20 protein-coding genes are annotated in these 22,623 nt (G+C 73.3%); 10 read left to right on the top strand and 10 right to left on the bottom strand.

Features of this window, described 5'->3' with window-relative positions; translation table 11 throughout:
- Window positions 1–13 precede the first annotated feature (13 nt).
- From ACWCSU_RS08975 to ACWCSU_RS08955, 5 genes are all read left to right on the top strand, one after another.
- Complete coding sequence (locus tag ACWCSU_RS08975; protein ID WP_449934591.1) at window positions 14–820, top strand: GNAT family N-acetyltransferase; 807 nt, start codon at window positions 14–16, stop codon at window positions 818–820.
- Window positions 821–883: 63 nt separating this feature from the next.
- Window positions 884–1,897 carry a phosphotransferase family protein gene (locus ACWCSU_RS08970; RefSeq protein WP_357701124.1) on the top strand — a complete coding sequence of 338 codons (1,014 nt, stop codon included), beginning with the start codon at window positions 884–886 and terminating at the stop codon, window positions 1,895–1,897.
- Between the two features lie 86 nt (window positions 1,898–1,983).
- Window positions 1,984–2,244, top strand: a complete 261-nt coding sequence (locus tag ACWCSU_RS08965; RefSeq protein ID WP_357701126.1) for a hypothetical protein — start codon at window positions 1,984–1,986, stop codon at window positions 2,242–2,244.
- Between the two features lie 59 nt (window positions 2,245–2,303).
- Complete coding sequence (locus tag ACWCSU_RS08960; RefSeq protein ID WP_357701128.1) at window positions 2,304–3,155, top strand: helix-turn-helix domain-containing protein; 852 nt, start codon at window positions 2,304–2,306, stop codon at window positions 3,153–3,155.
- A 69-nt stretch (window positions 3,156–3,224) separates the two neighbouring features.
- Window positions 3,225–3,491: a hypothetical protein gene (locus tag ACWCSU_RS08955; protein WP_357701130.1), complete on the top strand. Its 267-nt coding sequence runs from the start codon at window positions 3,225–3,227 to the stop codon at window positions 3,489–3,491.
- 57 nt (window positions 3,492–3,548) lie between these two features.
- On the opposite strand, the gene ACWCSU_RS08950 is transcribed toward ACWCSU_RS08955, so the two are convergent.
- The 6 genes from ACWCSU_RS08950 to ACWCSU_RS08925 form a co-directional block, all read right to left on the bottom strand.
- Window positions 3,549–4,166, bottom strand: a complete 618-nt coding sequence (locus ACWCSU_RS08950) for a TetR/AcrR family transcriptional regulator (protein ID WP_449934589.1) — start codon at window positions 4,164–4,166, stop codon at window positions 3,549–3,551.
- A gap of 57 nt (window positions 4,167–4,223) precedes the next feature.
- Entirely contained in the window at window positions 4,224–6,224 is a 2,001-nt protein-coding gene (locus ACWCSU_RS08945) for an ArnT family glycosyltransferase (protein ID WP_449934588.1), read from the bottom strand.
- On the bottom strand, window positions 6,221–7,396 hold the full coding sequence (locus tag ACWCSU_RS08940) for a bifunctional glycosyltransferase family 2/GtrA family protein (protein ID WP_357701136.1): 1,176 nt from the start codon (window positions 7,394–7,396) through the stop codon (window positions 6,221–6,223). The genes ACWCSU_RS08945 and ACWCSU_RS08940 overlap by 4 nt, the downstream gene beginning before the upstream one ends.
- 24 nt (window positions 7,397–7,420) lie before the next feature.
- On the bottom strand, window positions 7,421–8,800 hold the full coding sequence (locus ACWCSU_RS08935; RefSeq protein WP_449934587.1) for a sensor histidine kinase: 1,380 nt from the start codon (window positions 8,798–8,800) through the stop codon (window positions 7,421–7,423).
- Complete coding sequence (locus tag ACWCSU_RS08930) at window positions 8,797–9,495, bottom strand: response regulator transcription factor (RefSeq protein ID WP_357701139.1); 699 nt, start codon at window positions 9,493–9,495, stop codon at window positions 8,797–8,799. Before ACWCSU_RS08930 ends, ACWCSU_RS08935 begins: the two co-directional genes overlap by 4 nt.
- 64 nt (window positions 9,496–9,559) lie before the next feature.
- The gene (locus tag ACWCSU_RS08925; RefSeq protein WP_449934585.1) at window positions 9,560–10,687 is read right to left on the bottom strand and encodes a cytochrome P450; all 1,128 of its coding nucleotides are present in this window, start codon (window positions 10,685–10,687) and stop codon (window positions 9,560–9,562) included.
- Window positions 10,688–10,706: 19 nt separating this feature from the next.
- Between ACWCSU_RS08925 and ACWCSU_RS08920 the strand changes: the two genes are divergently transcribed.
- Window positions 10,707–11,219: a TetR/AcrR family transcriptional regulator gene (locus tag ACWCSU_RS08920; protein WP_449934584.1), complete on the top strand. Its 513-nt coding sequence runs from the start codon at window positions 10,707–10,709 to the stop codon at window positions 11,217–11,219.
- An 83-nt stretch (window positions 11,220–11,302) separates the two neighbouring features.
- On the opposite strand, the gene ACWCSU_RS08915 is transcribed toward ACWCSU_RS08920, so the two are convergent.
- From ACWCSU_RS08915 to ACWCSU_RS08905, 3 genes are all read right to left on the bottom strand, one after another.
- On the bottom strand, window positions 11,303–12,808 hold the full coding sequence (locus ACWCSU_RS08915) for a phytoene desaturase family protein (protein WP_357701145.1): 1,506 nt from the start codon (window positions 12,806–12,808) through the stop codon (window positions 11,303–11,305).
- Between the two features lie 82 nt (window positions 12,809–12,890).
- Window positions 12,891–13,193 (bottom strand): hypothetical protein, encoded by a 303-nt coding sequence (locus tag ACWCSU_RS08910; protein WP_357701147.1) that lies wholly within the window; start codon window positions 13,191–13,193, stop codon window positions 12,891–12,893.
- Window positions 13,194–13,308: 115 nt separating this feature from the next.
- Entirely contained in the window at window positions 13,309–14,199 is an 891-nt protein-coding gene (locus ACWCSU_RS08905; protein ID WP_357701149.1) for a LysR substrate-binding domain-containing protein, read from the bottom strand.
- Window positions 14,200–14,269: 70 nt separating this feature from the next.
- Between ACWCSU_RS08905 and ACWCSU_RS08900 the strand changes: the two genes are divergently transcribed.
- From ACWCSU_RS08900 to ACWCSU_RS08885, 4 genes are all read left to right on the top strand, one after another.
- Entirely contained in the window at window positions 14,270–15,361 is a 1,092-nt protein-coding gene (locus ACWCSU_RS08900; protein ID WP_449934582.1) for a YeiH family protein, read from the top strand.
- A gap of 119 nt (window positions 15,362–15,480) precedes the next feature.
- A complete protein-coding gene (locus ACWCSU_RS08895; RefSeq protein ID WP_357701153.1) occupies window positions 15,481–16,407 on the top strand; it encodes a pseudouridine-5'-phosphate glycosidase in 927 nt (308 codons plus the stop codon).
- A complete protein-coding gene (locus ACWCSU_RS08890) occupies window positions 16,404–17,333 on the top strand; it encodes a carbohydrate kinase family protein (RefSeq protein WP_449934581.1) in 930 nt (309 codons plus the stop codon). Before ACWCSU_RS08895 ends, ACWCSU_RS08890 begins: the two co-directional genes overlap by 4 nt.
- 82 nt (window positions 17,334–17,415) lie before the next feature.
- Window positions 17,416–19,665 carry a hypothetical protein gene (locus tag ACWCSU_RS08885; RefSeq protein WP_449934580.1) on the top strand — a complete coding sequence of 750 codons (2,250 nt, stop codon included), beginning with the start codon at window positions 17,416–17,418 and terminating at the stop codon, window positions 19,663–19,665.
- 18 nt (window positions 19,666–19,683) lie between these two features.
- Here ACWCSU_RS08885 and ACWCSU_RS08880 read toward each other — a convergent pair whose 3' ends face one another.
- Window positions 19,684–22,596 carry a helix-turn-helix transcriptional regulator gene (locus tag ACWCSU_RS08880; RefSeq protein ID WP_449934578.1) on the bottom strand — a complete coding sequence of 971 codons (2,913 nt, stop codon included), beginning with the start codon at window positions 22,594–22,596 and terminating at the stop codon, window positions 19,684–19,686.
- Window positions 22,597–22,623 lie beyond the last annotated feature (27 nt).

The raw sequence follows: 22,623 nt of genomic DNA, 5'->3' as shown, positions 1-22,623 counted from the left end.
GATGATGTCTGACATGACGCTACGTCGCCTGACATTTGATGACCTGGAGGACTGCATCCGGCTCGCCGAGGACCGCGGCTGGGGCGCCGAGCGGCACAAGTGGCGCCTGCTGTTCGAGGTCGGGGAGCCGTACGGCATCGAGGCCCCCGACGGCGACGGCCTGGCCGCCACGAACATCCTCACTCTCTACGGCGACGACCACGCGGTGATCAGCATGGTCCTGACCGCCTCCAGGTTCGCCCGGCAGGGCCTGGGCCGCACGCTGATGCGGCACGTGCTGGAGCGCGCGGGCGGCCGCACCGTCTCGCTGCACGCCACCGAGCACGGCCGCCCGCTCTACGAGGAGTTCGGCTTCCGCGTCACGAACCGGACCGCGACCAGGACCGGCATCTTCCACGGCGAGCCGTCGGGCCGCACCCGCCCGGCCACCCCGGACGACCTGGACACCATCCTCGCCCTGGACGCCGAGGTGTTCGGCACCGACCGGTCGCCCGTGCTGCGCCGGATGTTCGGCTTCGGCGAGGGCGTCAGAATCACCGACGGCGGCTACGCCCACCGCTGGGACAACGACGGCACCGCCACCATCGGCCCGGTCGTGGCCCAGGACGAGCGGACCGCCCGCGACCTGATCGGCGACCTGGCCCTGGACTCCGGCCGCAAGGTCAGGATCGACCTCGACCTGGCCAGGGAGGACCTGACGCGCTGGGCGGACGGGCACGGCCTGACCGAGGCGTTCACGAGTTCGCAGATGGTGTGGCGCGGCGACCTGCCCGGCGACCGCTCGCGGCAGTTCCTGCCGTTCATGCTGGCCCTGGGTTGACCGGCGCTCGGAGGCTCTCATAGGTTGAAGCTCTCCAGAATATCGTTCTGTCAAAGGGCGGCCATGACCTCCACCCACATCGACGTCAGCGCCATCGACCTCGACGACCTCGGCGCGTGGATGGACGCCGAGGGGCTGCCGGGCGGGCCGATCACGGAGGTCGCCCCGATCCCGGGCGGCACGCAGAACGTCATGGTCCGCCTCGAACGCGGCGGCCGGCCGTACGTCCTGCGCAGGCCGCCCCTGCACGCCCGGCGCAGGAGCAACGAGGTGCTGCGCCGCGAGGCGCGGTTGCTGGCCGCGCTGAGCGGCACGGCGGTGCCCGCACCGCGCCTGGTGGCCGCGCAGACCGCCCGGGAGCCGGTGTTCTACCTGATGGAACCCGTGGCCGGGTTCAACCCTTCGACCGGGCTGCCCGAGCCGCACGCCTCCGACCCGGCGATCCGGCACCGGATGGGCCTGGAGGCCGCCGCCGCGCTGGCCGAGCTGGGACGGGTGGACCCGGACGTGCTGCCCGGCTTCGGCCGTCCCGAGGGCTTCCTCGAACGCCAGGTGCCGCGCTGGCTGAAGGAGCTCGACTCCTACGGCGAGCTCGACGGCTACCCCGGCCCCGACATCCCCGGCCTGGAGGCGACCGCCGGCTGGCTCACCCGCCACCGTCCGGCCACGTTCGTCCCGGGGATCATGCACGGCGACTACCACTTCGCCAACCTGATGTTCGCCCTCGACGGGCCCCGGGTGGCCGCGATCGTCGACTGGGAGATGTGCACGATCGGCGACCCGCTGCTCGACCTGGGCTGGCTGCTGGCCACCTGGCCGGTCAACAACGGGCACGTGCCTGGACTGCCGGGCGAGCGGGAGCTGGTCGCGTACTACGCGGAGCTGTCGCGGCGCGACCTGTCGGCGATCGACTGGTACGCGGTGATGGCCTGTTTCAAGCTCGGCATCGTGCTGGAGGGCACGCACGCGCGGGCGTTCGCCGGCAAGGCGCCCCGCGAGATCGGCGACGTGCTGCACGCCACCACCCTCGGTCTGTTCGCCCGTGCCCACGACATCATGGAAGGTTTGTTGCGCTGAACCCGATGCGGGAAAAGGATCACGCCGAGGCCCCAGATGCGTACAATTGCGCGCAATTGCATCTGGCATTCGGGGAAAGGATCGTCATGCGCATGCGGTTCCTCGGCTCCACCTCGGAGGCGGGCGCCTGCCCCACCCTGTACGAGACCGATCGCGGCACCATCGTCGTCCAGGGGCTTCACGTCACCGACCCGGAGGCGCTCGCGGACCTCCGCGACGTGCTCGACGGCGAGGCCGCCGTCGAGGTGCCCCGCGAGCTCCTGACCGAGATCGCCCGCCGGGTCCTGCCCGACGGGTCAGCCGGTGTCCGGCCCACCAGCGACGGGACACCGTCGGCAACCGCTTGATCACGATTGCGCGGCTGGGCCTGGCATGATCGGTGCCCGCGAGGCTAGCCTCTTGCCGCGTGACGTCCTATCAGCAGGCGCGGATCGACCTCGGCGGCCAGCTTCGACAGCTGCGCGAGGCCGCCCACCTGTCGGGCAAGGACCTGGCCGAGCGGCTGCGCTGGCAGCCGTCCAAGGTCTCGCGCCTGGAGAACGCCAGGCAGACGGCGACCGAGGACGACGTCGTCGTGTGGGCGCAGGCCGTGGGGGCCTCGCCCGACACGGCCGACGAGCTCATCAGGCAGGCCATCGCGCTGCTGGAGCGGCACGACGACTGGAAGCAGCGTCACCGCAGCGGCCTGGCCGCCATCCAGGAGGACATCCGCGACCTGGAGGCGCGCACCAAGCTGTTCCGCGTCTTCGAGCCCGGCATCGTGGTCGGCCTGCTTCAGACCTCCGAGTACGCCCGGCACGTGTTCCGCAAGGTCAAGCGCCTCTACAGCGCGGCCGACCAGATCGACGCGGCCGTCCGCGTGCGCATGCAGCGCCAGGAGATCCTCTACGACCGCACGCGCACGTTCCGGTTCGTGGTGCCGGAGTCGGCCCTGCGCAGCGCGCTGGCCCCGGCCGACGTCATGCGCGGCCAGCTCGACCGGCTGCTGGCCGTCAGCACGCTGCCCAACGTGGAGTTCGGCGTGATCCCCTTCGGCACCGAGCTGCCGTCCGCGCCGATCAACGGGTTCTGGATCTACAACGAGGCCATGGTCGGCGTCGCCACGATGACCAAGGACCTGGTGCTGCGCGACCCCGACGACATCGCCTTCTACGTCCGGGCCTTCGACGACTACGCCAAGGTGGCCGAGTTCGGGGAGCCGGGGCGAGAAGTCATCATCCGTATTCTTCGCGAATACCTGCAACAAACTCCACATTAACCTCAGCAATTGCTTGCCACCCGCAGCAAGATCGTGCAATTCTGTCGCGAGACGTTGCGGAGGTGACGCATGATGCTGGATACCGCGCTCTGCCTTGAGCGGTTCGCGTGGCACGCGGGCCGTCACGCCGATCTTTCGGTGCAGAGTGTCGCGCTGGCCAGCGACCCGGCGTACGTGTCGGTGCGCAATCGTTTCTCCGCGACGCTGGCCGAGACCGTGACCTGCTCCGACGAGGGCGCGTACATCACCTCGTGGGGCTACCGCCTCGGCACCGCCGAGGACGTCGAGTCGGCGGCGGCCCGCCTGGCCTTCCTGCTGGCCGCCCTGCCCGCCTGACCCGGGAAGCCCGCCTGACCCGGGAAGCCCGCCTGACCCGCAAGCCTGCCCGCCGGGTCAGCCGAAGCTCTCCTCCGCGATGCCCGCCTCCCTGGCGGCGGCCGTGCGCGCGTGAGCCAGCAGCCGCGCCCGGTCGAGCACGTTGGGATGCAGGGTGTAGCGGATGATCAGGCCGTCGAGCATGGCGTCGATGCGCTCGGCCGCGCCCGCCGGGTCGGCGCAGGCGAACTCCCCCGCGTCGGTGCCCGCCGACAGCACCTGGGCCAGCGCGTCGAGCCAGGCCGTCTCCAGCTCCAGCATGATCGTGTTGACGGCGGGCTCGCGCAGCGCCGTGTTCCAGGCGTCGATCCAGAGCAGCCAGCTCTGGTCGGAGCGCGACTCGGGGATGTAGTAGCGCAGCACCCGGTCGAGGCGCTCCACCGCCGTGCCGGGGCCGTCGGCCAGCTCCTTGAGCCGGGCGCTCTCGATGTCGAGCGTGGCCCGCAACATGGCGGTGATCAGCTCGTCCTTGGTCGCGAAGTGGTAGTGGATCAGGCCGCCGCTGACATTGATGGACTTGGCGATGTCGGCGATGCGCGTGTGGGCCAGGCCGCGTTCGAGCACCACCTTGCGGGTGGCCTCGAGCAGCTCTGCTCTGCGCTGGTCGGCCTGATCGGCTCGGGTCGTACTCGCCACCCGATCAGCCTATAGCGCGCCGCGGGAATGATCCCCGCGGCCGCTCTCGCTCGTTCGTCAGCCGGCGCAGTCGTACAGGCCGGTGTGGCCGTCCACGGCCGCGCAGTTGGCGGTGACCCAGGCGGTGACCCTGCCGGTGACCCTGCCGGTGACCCTGCCGGTGACCTCGGTGTCGCCGCCGCCGGGGCCGCCTCTGCCGCCGCCGGACAGCACGTACCTGAGTCGTCCCGCCGCGACGAGGCCGCGGAGGCGGGGGACGGTCATGGCGGGGTCGGAGCCGGTGAAGCCGCCCATGGCGATCACCGGGCGGCGGGTGGACAGGATCATCGAGGACGCCTGCTGGGCGCTGCTCACGGCCGCCAGCCAGGTCGCCTTCCCCTGGTTGGCGACCAGGTACTTCACCGTGGAGTCGGCCACGCCGCCCATGAAGCCGCCGCCACGAGCGCCCGGCCGCTCCTGAGCCGACTCACCGCCCGGCGCCTCGCCGCCCTGAGGCGGGCCGCCGGGGAACTCGCCGCCCGGGGGTGGGCCGCCGGGGCCACCGAAGCCGCCCATGCGGCCCGTGGACGGGCCCGCCGTGGGGTTGGTGCCGTTCACCGGCGACCCCAGAGGCGAGACGGCGTAGGCCGCCGGACCGGCGAGCCCCGCGACCAGGACGGCCGCCAGCGCCACGGCGGTCACCCCGCCCGCCGTCCGCGAGCTGCCCGCCGTCCGCGACCTGGCCACCATTCGCGACCTGGCCGGTACGAGCACCGCCACGGCGGCCGAGGTCGCCCCGAGCACGACCCAGGCCAGCCACGGCAGCCACTCCGGCGTACGGCGCAGCACCGCGAACGCCCACCCGCCCGTCACCGCGACGCCCAGCGGCAGCGCCCACGCCCACCCCCGCGACCTGCGGTACGCCTGCCACATCACGGTCACCCCCATGCCGGTCAGCGCGGCCACGGCGGGCGCCATCGCGGTCGTGTAGTAGGGGTGGAAGGTACCGCTGGAGAAGCTGAACACCGCGTAGTGCACGACCAGCCAGCCGCCCCACACCAGCCACGCGGCCCCGTCGAAGGGCATCCCGCGCAGCCGCAGCAGCACGGCGAGGACCAGGGCCACCGCGCAGAACGGCAGCAGCCAGGAGATCTGCCCGGCCATGACGTCGTTGAACAGCCGCCCGGCCCCGGCCTGCCCGCCGAAGTTCGCGCCGCCGAACCCGCCGCCGGCCCGGTCCTGGCCGAAGATCCGGCCGAGCCCGTTGTAGCCGATCACCAGGTCCCGGACGGTGTTGTCGGTCGAGCCCCCGACGTAGGGCCGCGAGCCGGCGGGCCACAGGTCGACGACCACCATCCACCAGGCGCTGGACACCGCCATCACGACCCCGGCCGCCAGCAGGTGCCCCACCCGCCGGGCCAGGCCGTGCCGCGCGCACGCCAGGTACGCCACCCCGAACGCCGGCACGACCAGGTACGCCTGCAACATCTTGGCGTTGAACCCGAGCCCCACGAACAGCGCGGCGAGGAGCAGCGGCCGCGGCCGTCCCGTGCGCAGCGACTCCAGGCAGAACCAGGCCGCCAGCACCAGCAGCAGCACGAGCACGGTGTCGGGGTTGTTGTCCCGGTTGATGGCCACGGTGATCGGGGTGAGCGTCATCACCACGGCCGCGACCAGCGCCGCGACGTGCCCCTGACGGCCCTGCCCGAAGGACCGCCGGACCGCCGACCAGACCGTGCCGACGGCCGCGACGCCGGCGAGGACCTGCGGCAACAGCATGCTGTACGTGCTGTAGCCGAAGATCCGCGCCGACAGCCCCATCACCCACAGCGCGAGCGGCGGCTTGTCCACCGTGATGAAGGACCCGGCGTCGATCGCGCCGAAGAAGAACGCCTTCCAGCTCTGCGTGCCCGACAGGACGGCGGCGGCGTAGTACTCGTTGGCGTCCCCGCTGAGCGCCCAGGCGTACAGGACGAAGGCGGCGGCGAGCACCGTCCACATCGCGGGCCGCGACCAGCGGGGGTCGCCCTCGGCCCCGGCGAGCAGGCGGACGCGGGCGGGCGCGGCGACGGCGGTCATCGCGCGCTCCTGCGCCTGGGGTTGAACACCCACACGCGCAGCAGCAGGAACCGTACGAGGGTGGCCGCGGCGTTGGCGGCGATGACCGCCATCAGCTCCACCTCGTGCGCGACCCCGTCGGGCAGCAGCGCGAGGCTCCCGGACGTCAGCGCCAGCCCCACCAGGAACGCGATCAGGCCCTCGAACTGGTGGCGCAGCGCCCCGCCCGAGCCCCTGACGCCGAACGTGAAGCGGCGGTTGGCCGCCGTGTTGGCCACGGCCGTGACGAGCAGCGCGACCGCGTTGGCGAACTGCGCGGGGACGACCTGCCGCGACATCGAGAACAGCGCCAGGTAGGCCAGCGTGCTCACCACGCCCACGATCGCAAACCTGGGGAGCTGCCTGGCCATCCCCTTCGGCAGCTCGGCCCGCCGCACCCGGGCGGGCATCGGCAGGCCCGCCGCGCCCGACAGGGTCCTGCGGGCCACCCTGGCCAGCCCGCGCAGGTCGTCCAGGGCGGTCCGGAGGAGGTCCACGCGGCTGTCGGGGTCGTCCACCCAGTCGACGGGGACCTCGTGGATGCGCAGGCCGTGCCGTTCGGCCAGCAGCAGCAGCTCGGTGTCGAAGAACCACTGCTCGTCCTCGACGGCGGGCAGCAGCGCCTGCGCGATCTCCGTGCGCGCGGCCTTGAACCCGCACTGCGCGTCGGAGAACCCGGCGCCCATCACCGAGCGCAGCAGCAGGTTGTACGAGCGCGAGATGAACTCCCGCCTGGGCCCGCGCTCCACCCGCGAGGCCCTGGCCAGGCGGGTGCCGATGGCCAGGTCGCTGTGCCCCGACAGCAGGGGTGCCACCAGCGGGAGGAAGGCGTCCAGGTCGGTGGACAGGTCGACGTCCATGTAGCTGACGACGTCGGCCTCGCTGGTGGACCAGACCTGGCGCAGGGCCCGGCCGCGGCCCTTCTCCTCCAGGTGCACGGCCTGGACCTGCGGCAGTTCACGGGCCAGCTCGGTGGCCAGCCGCCAGGTGTCGTCGGTGCTGGCGTTGTCGGCGATGGTGATGCGGAAGCCGTACGGGAACGTCGTGGCGAGGTAGTCGTGCAGCCGGGCGATGCTCTCGCGCAACGCCCGCTGCTCGTTGTGGACCGGGACGACCACCTCGACCAGGCGCGTCCTTACTGCTGTTGTCTCCATGCAGCCAGCTCACGATTCGGGTCTTTAAGAGGACTTATCCGATTCTGAGTGACGAATGAGAGTTCCGGGAAGCTCGATCGTCGCGATCGCGCCGCCGCCGGGCGCGTTGGACAGCCGTACCTTGCCCCCGATCTCGGACACCGCCTGCGCCACGATCGCCAGGCCCAGCCCCGAGCCGGGCAGGCCGCGGGCCGAGGGCGAGCGCCAGAAGCGCTCGAAGACGTGCGGCAGCTCCTCCTCGGGGATGCCGGGGCCGTGGTCGCGGACCGTCAGGCGGCCGTCCTTGAGCGAGACCTCGACCTGGCCCTCGGGGCTGAACTTGCGGGCGTTGTCGATGAGGTTGAGCACGGCGCGTTCGAGCGAGGCGGGGCTGCCGACGACGTACCAGGGGTGCAGGTCGGTGGCCACGTCGGCGCCGCGCAGCCGGGCGCGTTCGGCGGCGGCCGTGACGACGTCGTGCAGGGCCAGCTCGACGTGCGGCTCGTGGTCGGTGTCGCCGCGCGCGAGCTGGAGCAGGTCGCCGACCAGCGTGGACAGCTCGGCGAACTGGGCCTTGACGTTGACCAGCAGGCGTTCCTTGGCGCCCGGGTCGAGCTGCCTGCCGGTCTGCTCGCTGCGCAGCAGCAGGTCGATGTTGGTGCGCAGGGTGGTGAGCGGGGTGCGCAGCTCGTGACCGGCGTCGGCGACGAGCTGCTGCTGCCGTTCGCGGGAGCCGGCCAGGGCGGCGGTCATGGCGTTGAAGGAGGAGCCGAGCCGGGCGATCTCGTCGTTGCCCTGGACGGGGATACGCGTGTTGAGATCCTCGGTCTCCGCGATGTGCTCGGCCGCCTTGGTCAGCCGGACGACGGGACGCAGCGCGGCGCGCGCGATGAGCAGCCCGACCCAGGCCGCCAGCAGGACGCCGAACAGCGCCACGCCGCCCAGCAGCAGCGCCACCACCTTCAGCGTGTTGCGCAGCTCGCGCAGGGGGGCGGCGTCCATCACCGCGACGCCCGGCGCGATCTGCTGGGTGAGGACGCGCATCTCGGTGCCGTCCGCGGTGACGCCGTTGTGGAAGTGCCTGGACTCGGGCCACTCGCCCTTGGCCACCGCCAGGTCCTCGGGCGTCACCACCAGCGCGGGGCCCACGTAGCAGGGCGGGGTGCCGTTGGCGAAGATGAGCTGGGTGGAGTGCGGCGGGCCGTAGTGGTCCTTCGGCGCGGGGGTGGCGCGGCAGCTCTCGCGGATCCAGACCAGGTCGTTGTCGGGGTCCTTGTCCGGCTGGGAGCCGAGCTGGCGGTCGGCCTGCTCGTAGGTCTGGTGGCGGATGATCAGGAAGCAGGCGCCGGCGCTGATCGCGACCGCCAGCGCCACGGCGAACGTGATGAGCAGCGTCAGCCGGGCGCGCAGGCTGTTGCGGATCATGGTGTGGCCCGTAGGACGTACCCCACCCCGCGGACCGTGTGGATCACCCGGGGCTCTCCCCCGGCCTCGGTCTTGCGGCGCAGGTACATGACGTACACGTCGAGGGAGTTGGAGGTCGGCTCGAAGTCGAAGCCCCACACCTCGTTGAGAATCTGGTCGCGGGTCAGGACCTGGCGGGGGTGGGCGAGGAAGAGCTCCATCAGCAGGTATTCGGTCCTGGTCAGGTCGAGCCCGCGGGCGCCGCGGGTGACCTCCCTGGTGGCCGGGTCCATGCGCAGGTCGCCGTACGAGAGCGTGCCGCCGTCGGCGGCGCCGGTGCTGAGCGCGCCGCGGCGCAGCAGCGCGCGCACCCGGGCCAGCAGCTCGTCCAGCTCGAACGGCTTGACCAGGTAGTCGTCGGCCCCCGCGTCGAGCCCGGACACCCGGTCGCCGACGGCGTCGCGGGCGGTGAGCATGAGGACGGGGATGTGGTTGCCCTGCGCCCGCAGCCGCCGGCAGGCGGTGAGCCCGTCGAGCCGCGGCATCATCACGTCGAGCAGCACCGCGTCGTACGGCTCCCCCGCCAGCGCCTCCAGCGCCGCCTGGCCGTCGTTGGCGGTGCCGACCCGGTAGCCCTCGAACTCCAGGCTCGACTGCAGCGCCTCGCGCAACGCGGGCTCGTCGTCCACCACCAGCAACCGTGCGGGCTCAGTCATGTCTCACAAGATATGAGCCCACTATGAGAACACGATGAACGGGTTCACCGGTGTCCGCTGAGAATCACCACGCCACGGGCAGGGCCTTGAGCCCGAAGATGACGCCGTCGTACTTGGCGGGCACGTCCTCGTCGGCGACCGTGACGCGCAGGCCGGGGACGCGCTCGAAGAGGGTGCGCAGGGCGATCTCCAGCTCGGCCCTGGCCAGGTTCTGGCCGAGGCACTGGTGCACGCCGTAGCCGAAGGCCACGTGGTGGCGGGCGCCGCGGGCGACGTCGAACTCGTCCGGCCGGTCGAAGACGCGCTCGTCCCTGTTGGCGGAGGCGCCGAGGACGAAGATGCCCTCGCCCTTCCCGACCCGCTGCCCGCCGATCTCCTGGTCCCGCGTGGACACCCGGTCGAAGGCCACCCAGTCGACGACCGAGTGGTAGCGCAGCAGTTCCTCCACCGCCATCGGCCAGCCCGCGGGGTCGGCGCGCAGGGCGGCGAGCTGGGCGGGGTGGCGCAGCAGCGTGAGCACGCCGAGCGGGATCATGTTGGCCGTGGTCTCGTGGCCGGCGACGAGCAGCAGGAAGATCACGCCGACGAGCTCCTGGTGGGTGAGCTGCCCGCCGGTGACCAGGCGGCCGAGCAGGTCGTCCTTCGGCGCGCGTTCGGCGGCGGTGACCAGTTCGTCCAGGAAGCTCCTGATCTCCATCATTGCCGTGTAGCCCGCCGCGGGGTCCTCGGTGGCCGAGACGATCAGGCGGGTGCGCGACTGGAAGAACTCGTGCTCGGCGTACGGGACGCCCAGCAGCCGGCAGATCACCAGGGACGGCAGCGCCAGCCCGAACGCCTCGACCAGCTCCGCCTCCGGGCCCTTGGCCAGCCTGTCGTCGATGAGCTCGTCCACGAGCCGCTGGATGGACGGCCGCAGCTCCCTGACCCGCCGGACGGTGAACTCGGGGATGAGCAGCCTGCGGAAGCGGGTGTGTTCGGGCGGGTCGAGGTCGATGAAGTGCCCGGTCGCGGACTCGCGCAGCGTCTCGGCCTGCTCGGGCGAGGGCGGCTCGGGCGTGAGCAGCGTGTTGGGGTGGCCGGGCGTGGCGGGGTTGGTGCTGATGCCCTCACCCGACAACACCCGCTGGGCCTCGGCGTGCCGGGTGACGAGCCACACCTCGCCGCCGGGGAGCGCGGGGCGGCGGACGGACACTCGTGAGCGGATCCAGCGGGTGGCGCTGGAGTTGTTCGCCGAGCGCGGCTACGACAAGACGACCCTCCAGGAGGTCGCCGAGCGCCTGGGGATCACCAGGCCCGCGCTGTACTACCACTTCCGCACCAAGGAGGAGATCCTGACCGGCGTCGTCGACCACCTCGTGGTCTCGATCGACGAGCTGGTGGCGTGGGCGGGCGAGCAGCCGCGCACGCTGGAGGCCCGGCAGGAGATCCTGCGCCGCATCTCCGGGCTGCTGGAGGACAGGTGGCGGCCGCTGTTCAGGTTCGCGCAGGTGAACCAGGGGGTGATGCAGGACCTGCCGTCCGGCTCGCGGATGCAGGAGGGCCTCATCTCCATGGTGTCGGTGCTGAGCGCGCCGGAGGACGATCCCGTTCAGCAGTTCGAGGCCAGGCTCGCGGTGTTCGCGGTGATCCTGGGGAGCATCCCCTTCCTCTTCGACCTGCAACTGCCCGACGCCGACCGCACGGATGTGGCGCTCACGGTGGCCACGAAACTGATCTCCCGGTGATTCACGCCCGATTCACCGGTTGATTCACACCGGGTTCACGGCACAGTTCCCGCCACAGTTCACGGCACAGTTCCCGGCACGGTTCACGGGCGCAGGAGGGCCATGGCCGCGTTGTGGCCGCCGATTCCGCTCACGCCGCCGCCCCTGCGGGCCGCGGCGCCGCACAGCAGAATGCGTTCGTGCCCGGTCTCGACGCCCCATCCCTTTTCTTCCGAGTACGGCCAGCTCAGGTCGGCGTGGAAGATGTGACCGCCCGGCAGTCCCGCGTCCTTCTCCAGGTCGACGGGGGTCTTGACCTCGACGCACGGGGTGCCGTCGGGGGCGCGGAGCAGGCAGTCCTCGATGGGCTCGGCGAGCACCGCGTTCATGGAGGCGAATGTGGCCCGCAACGCCTCTTCACGCGCTTTTTCTGGATTTTTCCGGAAAAGTCGGGCGGGCATGTGCAGGCCGAACAGGGTCATCGTCTCGGCTTTCCCCCGGAGTTCCGGGCCGAGAATGGACGGGTCCGTCAAGGAATGGCAGTAGACCTCCGCGGGCGGCAATTCCGGGATCTCCCCTCGCGCCGCCTGCTCGTACGCCTTCGCGAGCTGGTCGCGTCCCTCGTTGATGTGGAAGGTGCCGCTGAAGGCGGCGAAGGGGTCGGCCGACGGGTCCTTCAGCCGGGGCAGCCGGGCCAGCACCATGTTGACCTTGAGCTGCGCCCCCTCGGGCACGGTCGCGGGCCGGCCGAGCACCCGGTCCAGCACCGCCGGGGGCAGGTTGACCAGCACGTGGCGGCCGTCCACGGTGTGCTCGCCGTCCTCGGCGACGTAGGTGACCTCGCCCGACGGCGAGATGCCGACGATCTCCGCGCCGGTCCTGATCTCGGCCCCCGCCCGCCTGGCCGCCCGCTCCAGCGCGCCGGAGACCGCGCCCATGCCGCCCACCGGGACGTTCCACTCGCCGGTGCCGTCGCCGATCACGTGATAGAGGAAGCACCTGTTGGCCAGCAGGTCGGCGGCCGGGTCGGCGAACGTGCCGATGAGCGCGTCGGTGAGCACGACGCCGCGCACGGTGTCGTCGGCGAACCGCTCGTCCACGGCCTGGCCGACGGGCCGGGCGAACAGGTCGCGCCAGGCCTCCGGGCCGACCAGGCGCTCGATCTCGGCGGGGGTGCGCAGCGGTTCGAGCAGAGTGGGGGCCAGGACGCGGGCCACGTCCGCCGTCATGGCGTAGAAGTCGCGCCAGGCCCGGTGGTCGTGCTCGCCGCCGGTGACGGCGCGGAAGGAGGCGGCGGTGCGGGCCTCGTCCTCGTTGTCGACGAGCAGGCCGGTGTCGCCCTTGGGGGTGTAGGAGGCGTACCGGCGGCGGCGCAGGTCGAGGTCGAGACCGAGGTCGCGGACGATCCGGGCGGGCAGCAGGCTCACCAGGTAGGAGTAGCGGGACAGGCGTACGTCCACGCCCGGGAAGGCCCGCGTGGAGATCGCCAGCCCGCCGACGTGCCCGAGGCGCTCCAGCACCAGGACCCGCCGGCCCGCTCCGGCGAGGTAGGCGGCCGCGACCAGCCCGTTGTGCCCGCCACCTGCCACGACGACGTCATACGCACCCATCCCCGCACCTTATGACCCGACCTGTGCCATTCGTCAACGGTTTCGGGGCAAGGCGCCGCTTCCCGGTGAGCCCGCGGGACGGTCAACCCGTCTTGTTCACCCAGACGCGCTTGACCGGCCACGGCGTGAGCCGCACCGAGGAGACCCCGCCGACGGCCGTCCAGCCGCCGGTGAGCACGATGGGCCCGGCGTAGGGGTGCGACTGCTCCACGCCGACGGCGTGCTGGCCGGTGCCGGAGGTGCAGCTGCTGTAGGCGTAGCCGTTGCTGACCCAGGCGGTGCAGTCGGTGGGCGCGGCCAGCGCGGGCGACGGCGCGAGGCCCGCCGCCGCCAGGCACAACACGGCCGATCCGGCCAGGGCGACGAGAGGACGACGAAGGCTCATACGGAGTCTCCAGAGGTTCGGGGGGTGAACACGCGTCTTACTCTTAGGAAACTTTCCTAAGGGAAAGCTAGATCGTGCTCAAGGCGGCGTCAACGGCCCCTTTTCGGCGGCCCTCTCAGGGGCGGCTGGCGATGGCGAGCAGGGTGGCGGCCGGGGCGGTCAGCGAACGTCCGCGCCGCCACACCGCGCGCAGGTTCCGGACCAGGTTGAGACCGGCGAGCGGCACCTCGACCAGGCGCCCGGTCGCGATGTCCGCCTCGACCGCGTAGCCGCTGAGCACCGCGGGCGCGGCCCCGGCCTGCGCCGCCCCCTTGACCGCCGAGTTCGACCCGAGCTCCAGGCGCGGGCTGGCCCGGTGGAGGCTCTTGAACGCCACGTCCAGCGTCTCGCGCGTGCCGGAGCCCGGCTCGCGGACCACGAGCGGCGTGGCGGCCAGCTCGGCGCCCCGCAGGGCCGTCCGGCGGCGGGCCCACGGATGGCCGGGGGCCACCACGACGACCAGCCGGTCGGTGCCCACGACCCGGCTGTCCAGCCCCTCGGGCACACTCGGCCCCTCGACGAAGCCCAGCTCCACCTCCTCGCCCAGCACCCTGGCCGCGACGTCGGTGGAGTTGACGACGTCCAGCCCCACCTGGACCTCGGGCTCCCGGTTCTGCAGCTCGCCCAGCCAGCGCGGCACCAGGTACTCGGCGACCGTCATGCTGGCGGCCACCCGCAGATGGGCCGCCTCACTGTGGCGTACGGCCTCCACGGCCCGCATCAGCTCCTCGGCCGCGGCCAGCACGTGGGCCGCCCAGCCGGCCACCATCCTGCCCTCGGCGGTGAGCGTGGACCCGCGCGGCGTGCGCTCCAGCAGGGGGACGCCGAGGCGGCGTTCCAGCATGGCCACCCGCTTGCTGGCCGACGGCTGGGCCATGCCCGCCGCCTTGGCCGCCTGCCCGAGGCTGCCCAGCTCGCCCACGTCGACCAGCAGCTTCAGCGAGTCGAGGTCCGGCAGCGCACTCATAGCCACAGGCTATGGCCTCCCAGGCAACGCGTGTCTACCGGCCGGTACGAAGGCCCCGAAGACTGGGATCATGCCTCTCCCCGACCAGCAGCTCCCCCAGCTCACCGCACCCGCCCGCCCCCAGGGCGGCACGCCGACCGGAGCATCGACGTGGCCCGGGATCGGGCTGGCGGCCGTCGCCGTGGTGGTCGCCATGGTGGTGAACCGGTCCGCCCCGGCGTTCAGCCCGGCGGTGATCGCGGTCCTGTCGGGGGCGGTGCTGGCCAACCTCGCGGCATGGGCGTCCTCGTCCGCGCGGTGGAGCGGGACGGGGGCCGTGTGGGAGCGGTTCAGGCCGGGGCTGGCGTTCGTGGCCAAGAGGGTGCTGCGGGTGGCGATCGCGCTGCTCGGGCTCCAGATCGCGCTGCCGCAGGTGTTCGCGCTCGGCTGGCAGACGCTGGTGATCGTGGTGACGGCGACCGGCGTGACGTTCACGGTGACGCCGCTGATCGGCCGCCGGCTGGGCCTGTCGCCCGGCACGTCACTGCTGGTCGCGACCGGCGTGTCCATCTGCGGGGCGGCGGCGGTCGCGGCCATGCGGGAGAGCGCGGAGGACGCCGACGACGACGACGCGGCCGCCGCCCTGAGCGTGGTCGTCCTGTACGGCAGCGCGGCCATCGTGGCCGTCCCGGCGCTGGCGGCGCTGCTGGGGTTGTCGCCGGCCCAGCTCGGCGTCTGGACGGGCGCCGCCGTGCACGAGGTGGCGCAGGTGGCCGCGATCGGCGCCGCGTCGGGCGTCCTGGCCGCCGCGGTGACGGTCAAGCTGGCCCGCGTGATCCTGCTGGCCCCGATCGTCGCCCTGACCTCCCTGCGTGCCCGCCGTGCCCGCGCCGACGCGCCCGCGGCGAACCGGCGGGAGGGACGCCGGACGCCCGTCATGCCGCTGTTCGTGGCGGCGTTCCTTGCCATGGTGGCGGTACGCGCCACCGGCTGGGTCCCGGACGCGGTCACGCAGGCCGTCCCGCAGGTCACCAACGTGCTCATGGCCGCCGCCCTGTTCGGCCTGGGCACCGGGATCGACGTGCGGAAACTCCTCAAGGGCGGCCGGGCCGTGCTGCTCGGCGCCCTCGCCACCGGCCTCATCGCCGCCGTCTCGCTCACCGGGGTCGCCGTGCTGCTGTGAGCCGCCTGAGTGGACGTCCTGGCCGGGCCCCCGTACGCTGCTCCGTTCGGAACAAATTCCGACAGGCACGCCGTTCTCCCTGAACCGGCCAGCACCACTCAAGGAGCTTGAAACCCACCATGCGCAGCACCACCGTTCCCCTTCTCCAGCCGTCCGACGAGGTCGCCGAGGCCCTGGCGGGCGGCGCGCCCGTCGTGGCCCTGGAGTCCACGATCATCTCCCACGGTCTGCCGCAGCCGCGCAACCTGGAGGTGGCCCGCGAGCTGGAGGGCGTGGTCCGCGCGGCGGGCGCGGTGCCGGCCACGATCGCCGTCCTGGACGGCGTGGCCAGGATCGGCCTGAACGAGCTGGAGCTGGAGCGCATCGCGACCGAGTCCGGGCTGCGCAAGCTGGGCCAGCGTGACCTGCCGCTGGCCTCGGCGCTCAAGGCGAGCGGGGCGACGACCGTGTCGGCCACGTCGTTCCTGGCCGCCCGCGCCGGTATCCGGATCTTCGCGACCGGCGGCCTGGGCGGCGTGCACCGCGGCTGGACCGAGGACCAGGACGAGTCCGCCGACCTCGACACCCTCGCCCGCACCCGGATCACGGTCGTCTGCGCGGGCGTGAAGTCGATCCTCGACGTGCCGGCGACGTTGCAGCGGCTGGAGACGCGCGGCGTGACCGTGGCCGGCTACCGCACCGACACCTTCCCCGGCTTCTACCTGAACTCCTCCGGCCAGCCGATCGACTGGCGCATCGAGACGCCCGAGGACGCCGCCGCCGTGATGCGCGGCCAGGACGCGCTGGCCGGCCCGGAGACCGCGTTCATCGTCGCCAACCCGGTGTCGCAGGACCAGCAGCTCGACCCGGCGCTGCACGACCGCGTGCTGGCCGAGGCGCTGGCCGCCGCCGAGCGCGAGGGCGTCAAGGGCCAGGCGATCACGCCGTTCCTGCTGAGCTACCTCGTCAACGGCACCGCCGGCGCCTCGCTGGAGGCCAACCTGGCCGCCGTGCGCGGCAACACCGCGCTGGCCGCCGAGATCGCCGTGGCCTGGTCGCGGGCGTGAGTGACACGGGCCTCCTGGTCATCGGTGACGTGGTCACCGATGTGGTGGCGCTGCACGGCTCGCCGGTCATGGCGGGCACCGACACCGCCGCGGAGATCGTGCTGCGACCCGGCGGCTCGGGGGCGAACACCGCCGCCTGGGCCGCCCACCTGGGGGCCGACTCGCGGCTGCTGGCCAAACTCGGCTACGACAGCAGCGAGTGGCACACGACGGAGCTGGTCAAGACCGGGGTCCGGCCGCACGTGACGGTGGACCGGGAGCATCCCACGGCGGTCGTCATCGCCATGGTGGACAAGACCGGCGAACGGTCCATGCTCACCAACCGCGGCGCGGGCGGCCTGATCTCCGAGGCCGACTGGGACCCGTCCCTGCTCGACGGGGTCGGGCGGCTGCACCTGTCGGGGTACACCCTGTTCGCGGCGCCCGGTCTCCGCATGGTCAGGGCCGCCGTCCGGGACGCCGTCGCCGCCGGGGTGCCGATCAGCGTCGACCCGGCCTCGACGGGGCCGCTGCGGGACTTCGGCGTCGAACGTTTCATGCGGGAGACGTCCGCGGCCGACCTGATCATCCCGAATCTGGACGAGGCCCTGGTCCTGACCGGCGTCCCGGCGCCGGAGCGGGCCGCCGTCCTGCTGAGTGAGACGTACGGCACAGCGGTCGTGAAGATGGGCGCCGAGGGCGCGCTGGTGGCGGTGGACGGCGAGCTCACGGCCACGTGCGCGGGCGTGTCCGCCGAGGTGGTGGACTCCACGGGCGCGGGCGACGCCTTCGCGGCCGGGTACCTCGCGGCCATCCTCCAGGGAGCGGGCGCCGCGCTCGCGCTGGAGGCGGGTTGCCGTGCCGGGGCGGAATGTGTGGCCCAGGTGGGCGGCCGTCCACGGTACGGTTTGGATCTGAACCGTCTTTACCCTATTCACACTGATTGATAGCTTGCCGCGTAGGCTGCACCATTAGCCACATGCGTACCGGGTTGCCCACGCGGCCCACTGGGGAGGATAAGGTCCGCCGATGGAAGTCGAGTCATCGATCTGCCTGAGCGACCTCGTCCCTGCTCTGCGCTGGAGCCGCCCTCAGCAGGTGGCCGAGGTGCTGGGGGATCCGCGGCTGCCGGCGGGGTGGTGGTCCTCCCTCGCGGTGTCCAGGGCGCTCGGCACGGCCGGTCTCGACTGGGTCTGCGAACGGCTCGCCCGGCTGATCTCCGCCCGCTGGGACCATCTGCCGCTGATGGACCTGCTTCCCGCGCTCGCCGTCCATCAGGTCGATCCGGCGCTGCCCGGCTGGCCGGAGGCCACCCGTACGGCGGTCACGGGGCTCGGCGGCTGGCAGCGGCTGCGCCGCCTGGCGCCCGGCGAGCTCGGCACCCCGTCGGCGACGCCCGAGGTGGTGATCGGCTCGGTCCTGCGTGAGGTGCTCGGGCGCATCCCGGCGCAGCGGGAGGCCGTACCGGCCCAGCAGTCCGGGTCGCCGGACGTCACCCGTCCGCTCGTACGCGGCTCGGGCAGTCAGACGGGCTCCTTCCCGGCCGTCCCGGCGGCCGAATCCGGTGCGTACGCCGCCCAGCCCGGCAGCGGCCCCCAGCGCCGGCCCGCCGCCTTCACCCCGCACAGCGACGCCTTCCCCGCCCAGCCCCAGGCCGCCTCGGGGCAGGGACCGACCGGCGAGGGCCCCCTTCCGCAGCGTCCGGCCGCGTCCCGCCCGGCCGCCCAGCAGCCCGGCTCGTTCCCCCCGCCGCCCGAGAACGCCCCGGGGCATCAGACCGGCTCCTTCCAGGCGCAGCCCGAGGGACGCCAGACCGGTTCCTTCCCCGCGCAGGGTGGCGGCGGCCCCCAGACCGGCTCGTTCCCCGCCCAGCCCGACCCGGGCCGCCAGACGGGTTCCTTCGCCGCCCAGCCCGATCCGGGCCGCCAGACCGGCTCCTTCCAGGCGCAGCCCGAGGGACGCCAGACGGGCTCGTTCCCGGCCCAGCCGAACAGCGGCCCGCAGACCGGGTCGTTCCCGGCGCAGGGCGGTGCTCGGCTTCCGCAGCGGCCCACCGCCGGCCGTCCGGACGGCGGCCCGCAGACCGACGGCCCCGCGTACGCCGCTCCCGTCCCAGGCGCCCCCGTCCCAGGCACCGCAGTCCCCGGCACCGCAGTCCCCGGTGCCGCTGTGCCCGGGGCCGCCGCTTCCGGCCAGGTCCCGGCCGACCCCGACCACGCGATGGTCCGCGTCGTCGACGGCCTGTTCCGCGGCCTGGACAAGCTGGAGCTGGCCGTCGCCGTGCACCGGCTGTTCGCCGAGGACCCGGTCAGCCTGCGGACCCTGGCCCACAAGCTGCTCGTGGACCGCGACGTGCTCTCCCAGGCGCAGCGCACCGCCGAGGAGCGCGTCCTGCACTGGCTGCGCTCGTCGGAGTCCGCGCCGGTGACCGGCCACATGTTCCGGCTCACCGAATGGCTCGGCGCGGCGGCCACCGAGGAGCAGCTGATCGGCGCCGACCCGGCCCACCCGGCGATGGTCCCGTCGCTGCGCACGCCCCTGTGGCGGGTCCTGGTGACGCTCATGCCCGACCGCCGCCTCCAGGACGGCTGGCTCGTCGTCGGCGACATCCACGGCCTCCAGGCCCGTACGCGGCAGCTCCTGGCCGCCGCCCCGCCGGACACCGACGTCGTGGAGCTGCTGACCGAGCTGGGCATTCGGGCCCACTCCGCCAAGGCGTGGCTCGACGCCCTGCCGTCGGAGTCGGCCCCCGGCCCGATGGACGCCTCGCCGCAGCCCGCCCAGCCCCTCCCCCGCCGTACGCCGGGCGCCAACGGCCACCACCACCGCGGCGGCCAGCCCATCCCCGCGGCGAACGCCAACTCCATCGACCCCTCGGCGGCCCTGGCCACGTTGTCGGCGCTGTCCGGCGGGCTGTCGGGCGGCCGGCCGGGGATGATGCCCGGCGCCCTGGCCGGAACGCCGTCCACGCCGCCTCCGCCGCTGCCGAGCCCGTCGTCGGACCCGCGCCGCTGGCAGCGCATCGAGGTCACCCCGGAACACCTCAGGGGCGGCCCGGTGCCGGTGCCGGAGGGCTACGCGGCCCAGCTCGGCATGCGTCCCGGCACCCTGCTGTCGGTGACCGGCCCGGGCGACAACGCCATCGTGCTGGTCTGGCAGGGCCACCAGCCGGTCTTCGACTCGCTCCAGCCGGTGCTCATGCGCCTGAACGCCCGTCCCGGCGACCAGGTCTACGTCACGGTGGACGGCTACCGCCTGGAGGCCCAGCTCACCGGCTGACGGCCGTCCCCGCGCGTCTCAGCCGAACAGGCCCAGCCGGTGGGCCGTCGCCGCCGCCTCGCCGCGCGTGGCGACGCCCAGCTTGGCCAGGATGTTGGAGACGTGCACGCTCACCGTCTTGACCGAGATGAACAGCACCTCGGCGATCTCCCGGTTGCTGCGCCCGTTGGTCACCTCGCGCAGCACCTCCAGCTCGCGCGCGGTCAGCCCCAGCGGCGGCCCGTCGGGCTCGTCGGTGCCGCCGATGCGGGCCCGCCGGCCGAACACGTCGAGCTGTTCGAGCAGCGGCGTGGCCCCGAGCTGCCCGGCCAGCTCCCGCGCCCGCGCGAGCATCCCGGCCGCGGCCCGCCGGTCCCCCTCGGCCAGCGCCGCGTGGGCGGCGCCCATCAGGCACTGCGCCTCCGCGTACGGCTGCCGCAACCCCGCCCAGGCCGCCACCGCCGACTCCCACGCCTTGAGCTGGGCCGCCCCGCCGAGCCCCTCCTCCGGCCCGGTCAGCGCCGCGAACGTCAGCCGCTGCGCCTCCTGGAGCTCGCCGTCCACCGCCAGCTCCCGCGCCACCTCCCGCAGCCGCGCGACGACGGACGCCGCGACCCCGGCGTACGGCGAGCCGCTCTCGCCGAGCACCGGCCGCGCGAGCTGCGCGAACGTCACCAGCACCGGCCAGGAGTAGCGCGGCGAGGGCAGCAGGTCCTGCGTCTCCAGCCCCCGGGCCGCGGCCTCCAGCGCCTCGCCGAGCCGTCCCTGCGCCTGCAGCAGCAGGACCTGCCTGCGCAGGTGCGGCAGCATGGTCTGATCCCGGTAGGTGCCGCGGGCGAACACGCTGGCCGACGACGACAGCAGGTTGTCGGCCCGGTCGATCTGCCCCCGCGCGAGCGCGATGTCCATCACGAAGCCCTGGAGGCTGGCCCGGTAGGGGGCCGGCGGCGCGAGGTCGAACGCCTGCTCGACCACCTGGAGCGCCTCGTCCCAGCGGCCCAGCGAGAGCAGCGGCTCGGTCAGGTTGATCGCCAGGAACGTGCCGGACGTGCGGGCCAGGCCGTAGTTCCCGGCCTCCTGGACGCCCTCGCGGGCGACCTGCGCGGCCCGCTCGTGCCGTCCGGCGCCCTCCAGCGCGTCGGACTCGGAGATCGCGCAGCGCATCAGCGCGTTGTAGGCCCCCTGCGCGCGGGCGACCCTGCGCGCCTCGGCGAACTGCGGGAGCTGGGCCTCGATGTCGGAGAAGCACGACCGCGCCCAGGCCAGGCTGATGAGCGCGTGCGCCTCGACGTTGGCGTCGCCCGTCTGGTGGCCGATCTCCATGGCGAGCTGGGCCGTCGCCAGCTTCTCCGGCCAGTCCTCGGGACGGTGCAGCATGCGCGCCAGCGTCTCCAGGACCTGGCCGCGCAGCTTGGACGGCGGGTCGGCGGGCACCAGCTCGGCCGCCTTGCGCAGGTCGTCGAGGTAGCCGGCGCGGCCCAGGTCGTAGCGGGTCAGGCCGCGCTGGCGCAGCAGGGTGGCCGCCCTGATCGGGTCGGCGTCGAGGTCGACCTCGGCGAGCGCGGCCCCGGCCAGGGCCAGGCCGCGTTCGTACTCGCCGGCGAGGTGGGCGACCGTGGCGGTCTGCCTGAGCACGTCGAGGCGGTCGCAGCCGATGCGCTCGGCGGCGTCGGGCACCTGGTCCCACAGCTCCAGCACGCGCGAGAGCATCCGGAGCTGCTCGTCGTAGGCGGTGGACTTGCGGGCCGCGGCGGCCGCGCGCCAGGCGCTGACCAGCGCCCAGGTTGAGTCGTGGGCGGAGTGCCAGTGGTGGGCCAGCTCGATCGCGCCGCGCGGGGCGGGCAGGATCGACAGGTCGCGTTCGAGGGCCTGCGCGTAGCGGGTGTGCAGGCGGGTGTGCTCGCCGGGCAGCAGGTCGTCGTGGAGGGCCTCGCGGATGAGCGCGTGCCGGAAGCCGTAGCCCTCGCCGTCGACCACCAGCACGTTGCCCGCCACGGCGGGGCGCAGCGCCCGCGACAGGGCGGTGTCGTCGAGCCCGGCCACGGCGGTGAGCAGGTCGTGCTCGATGCGCTGGCCGCCCGCGCTGGCCACCCGCAGCAGCTCCTGGGTCTCGTCGGGCAGCCGTTCGACGCTGGCCAGCAGCAGGTCGCGCAGGGACTCGGGGAGCATGTCGCCGCCGTCGGCCTCGCTCAGCAGCGCCTCGACGAACAGCGGGTTGCCCTCGCTGCGGGCGTAGATCAGGTCCATCGCGGCGGGGGACGGCTCGCGCCGCAGGATGCTGGCCGCCTGCGCGACGGCCTCCCTGCGGGTGAGCCGGCGCAGCTCGACCCGGCTCACCCACTCGATGCGGCCCAGCTCGGCCAGCATCGGACGCAGCGGATGGGTGCGGTGCAGCTCGTCGGTGCGGTAGGTGACCACGATCATCAGCCGGGCCGCCGTGCGCTGGTAGCGGACCAGGAAGGAGAGCAGGTCGCGGGTGGAGCGGTCGGCCCAGTGGGCGTCCTCGACCACCAGCAGCACCGGGCGCTCCTCGGCCAGCCGCTCCAGCAGCCCAAGCACCTGCTCGAACAGCCGGGCCCGCGCCTCGGCGCCGTCCTTGTCCGGCTCGCCGAACTCGGGCAGCAGCCGGGCCAGCCCGCGCGTCGTGCCGCCGGGCACCAGCGCCGCCACGCCGTCGCGGCCCAGCTCGCGCACGAGCCCGCGCAGCACGGCCGTGAACGGCGCGAACGGCAGGCCCTCGGTGCCCAGCTCCAGGCAGCCGCCGACGAGCACCCGCGCCTCGCCGGCCCGGTCGGTGAACTCGTTGACCAGGCGGGTCTTGCCGACCCCCGCCTCGCCGCCGACGAGCACGGTGGACGACGCGCCCGCGCGTGCTCTGGCCAGGGCGTCTCCCAGAGCGTTCAGCTCGCGGGCCCGCCCGACGAACAGTGGGCTGACGGCGTGGATGCTCACGCCCCAAGGATGCCATCAAACACCGAC

This window comes from Nonomuraea sp. NPDC001699, from assembly GCF_053596455.1.
The sequence above is the reverse complement of the archived record's forward strand: the minus strand, read 5'-3'. Positions and strand labels throughout refer to the sequence as shown.

Coding starts and splice junctions, on each gene's coding strand:
- ACWCSU_RS08975 (WP_449934591.1), top strand. CDS start 14: ATGACGCTACGTCGCCTGACATTTGATGACCTGGAGGACTGCATCCGG.
- ACWCSU_RS08970 (WP_357701124.1), top strand. CDS start 884: ATGACCTCCACCCACATCGACGTCAGCGCCATCGACCTCGACGACCTC.
- ACWCSU_RS08965 (WP_357701126.1), top strand. CDS start 1,984: ATGCGCATGCGGTTCCTCGGCTCCACCTCGGAGGCGGGCGCCTGCCCC.
- ACWCSU_RS08955 (WP_357701130.1), top strand. CDS start 3,225: ATGATGCTGGATACCGCGCTCTGCCTTGAGCGGTTCGCGTGGCACGCG.
- ACWCSU_RS08945 (WP_449934588.1), bottom strand. CDS start 6,224: ATGACCGCCGTCGCCGCGCCCGCCCGCGTCCGCCTGCTCGCCGGGGCC.
- ACWCSU_RS08940 (WP_357701136.1), bottom strand. CDS start 7,396: ATGGAGACAACAGCAGTAAGGACGCGCCTGGTCGAGGTGGTCGTCCCG.
- ACWCSU_RS08935 (WP_449934587.1), bottom strand. CDS start 8,800: ATGATCCGCAACAGCCTGCGCGCCCGGCTGACGCTGCTCATCACGTTC.
- ACWCSU_RS08930 (WP_357701139.1), bottom strand. CDS start 9,495: ATGACTGAGCCCGCACGGTTGCTGGTGGTGGACGACGAGCCCGCGTTG.
- ACWCSU_RS08915 (WP_357701145.1), bottom strand. CDS start 12,808: ATGGGTGCGTATGACGTCGTCGTGGCAGGTGGCGGGCACAACGGGCTG.
- ACWCSU_RS08910 (WP_357701147.1), bottom strand. CDS start 13,193: ATGAGCCTTCGTCGTCCTCTCGTCGCCCTGGCCGGATCGGCCGTGTTG.
- ACWCSU_RS08905 (WP_357701149.1), bottom strand. CDS start 14,199: ATGAGTGCGCTGCCGGACCTCGACTCGCTGAAGCTGCTGGTCGACGTG.
- ACWCSU_RS08900 (WP_449934582.1), top strand. CDS start 14,270: ATGCCTCTCCCCGACCAGCAGCTCCCCCAGCTCACCGCACCCGCCCGC.
- ACWCSU_RS08895 (WP_357701153.1), top strand. CDS start 15,481: ATGCGCAGCACCACCGTTCCCCTTCTCCAGCCGTCCGACGAGGTCGCC.
- ACWCSU_RS08885 (WP_449934580.1), top strand. CDS start 17,416: ATGGAAGTCGAGTCATCGATCTGCCTGAGCGACCTCGTCCCTGCTCTG.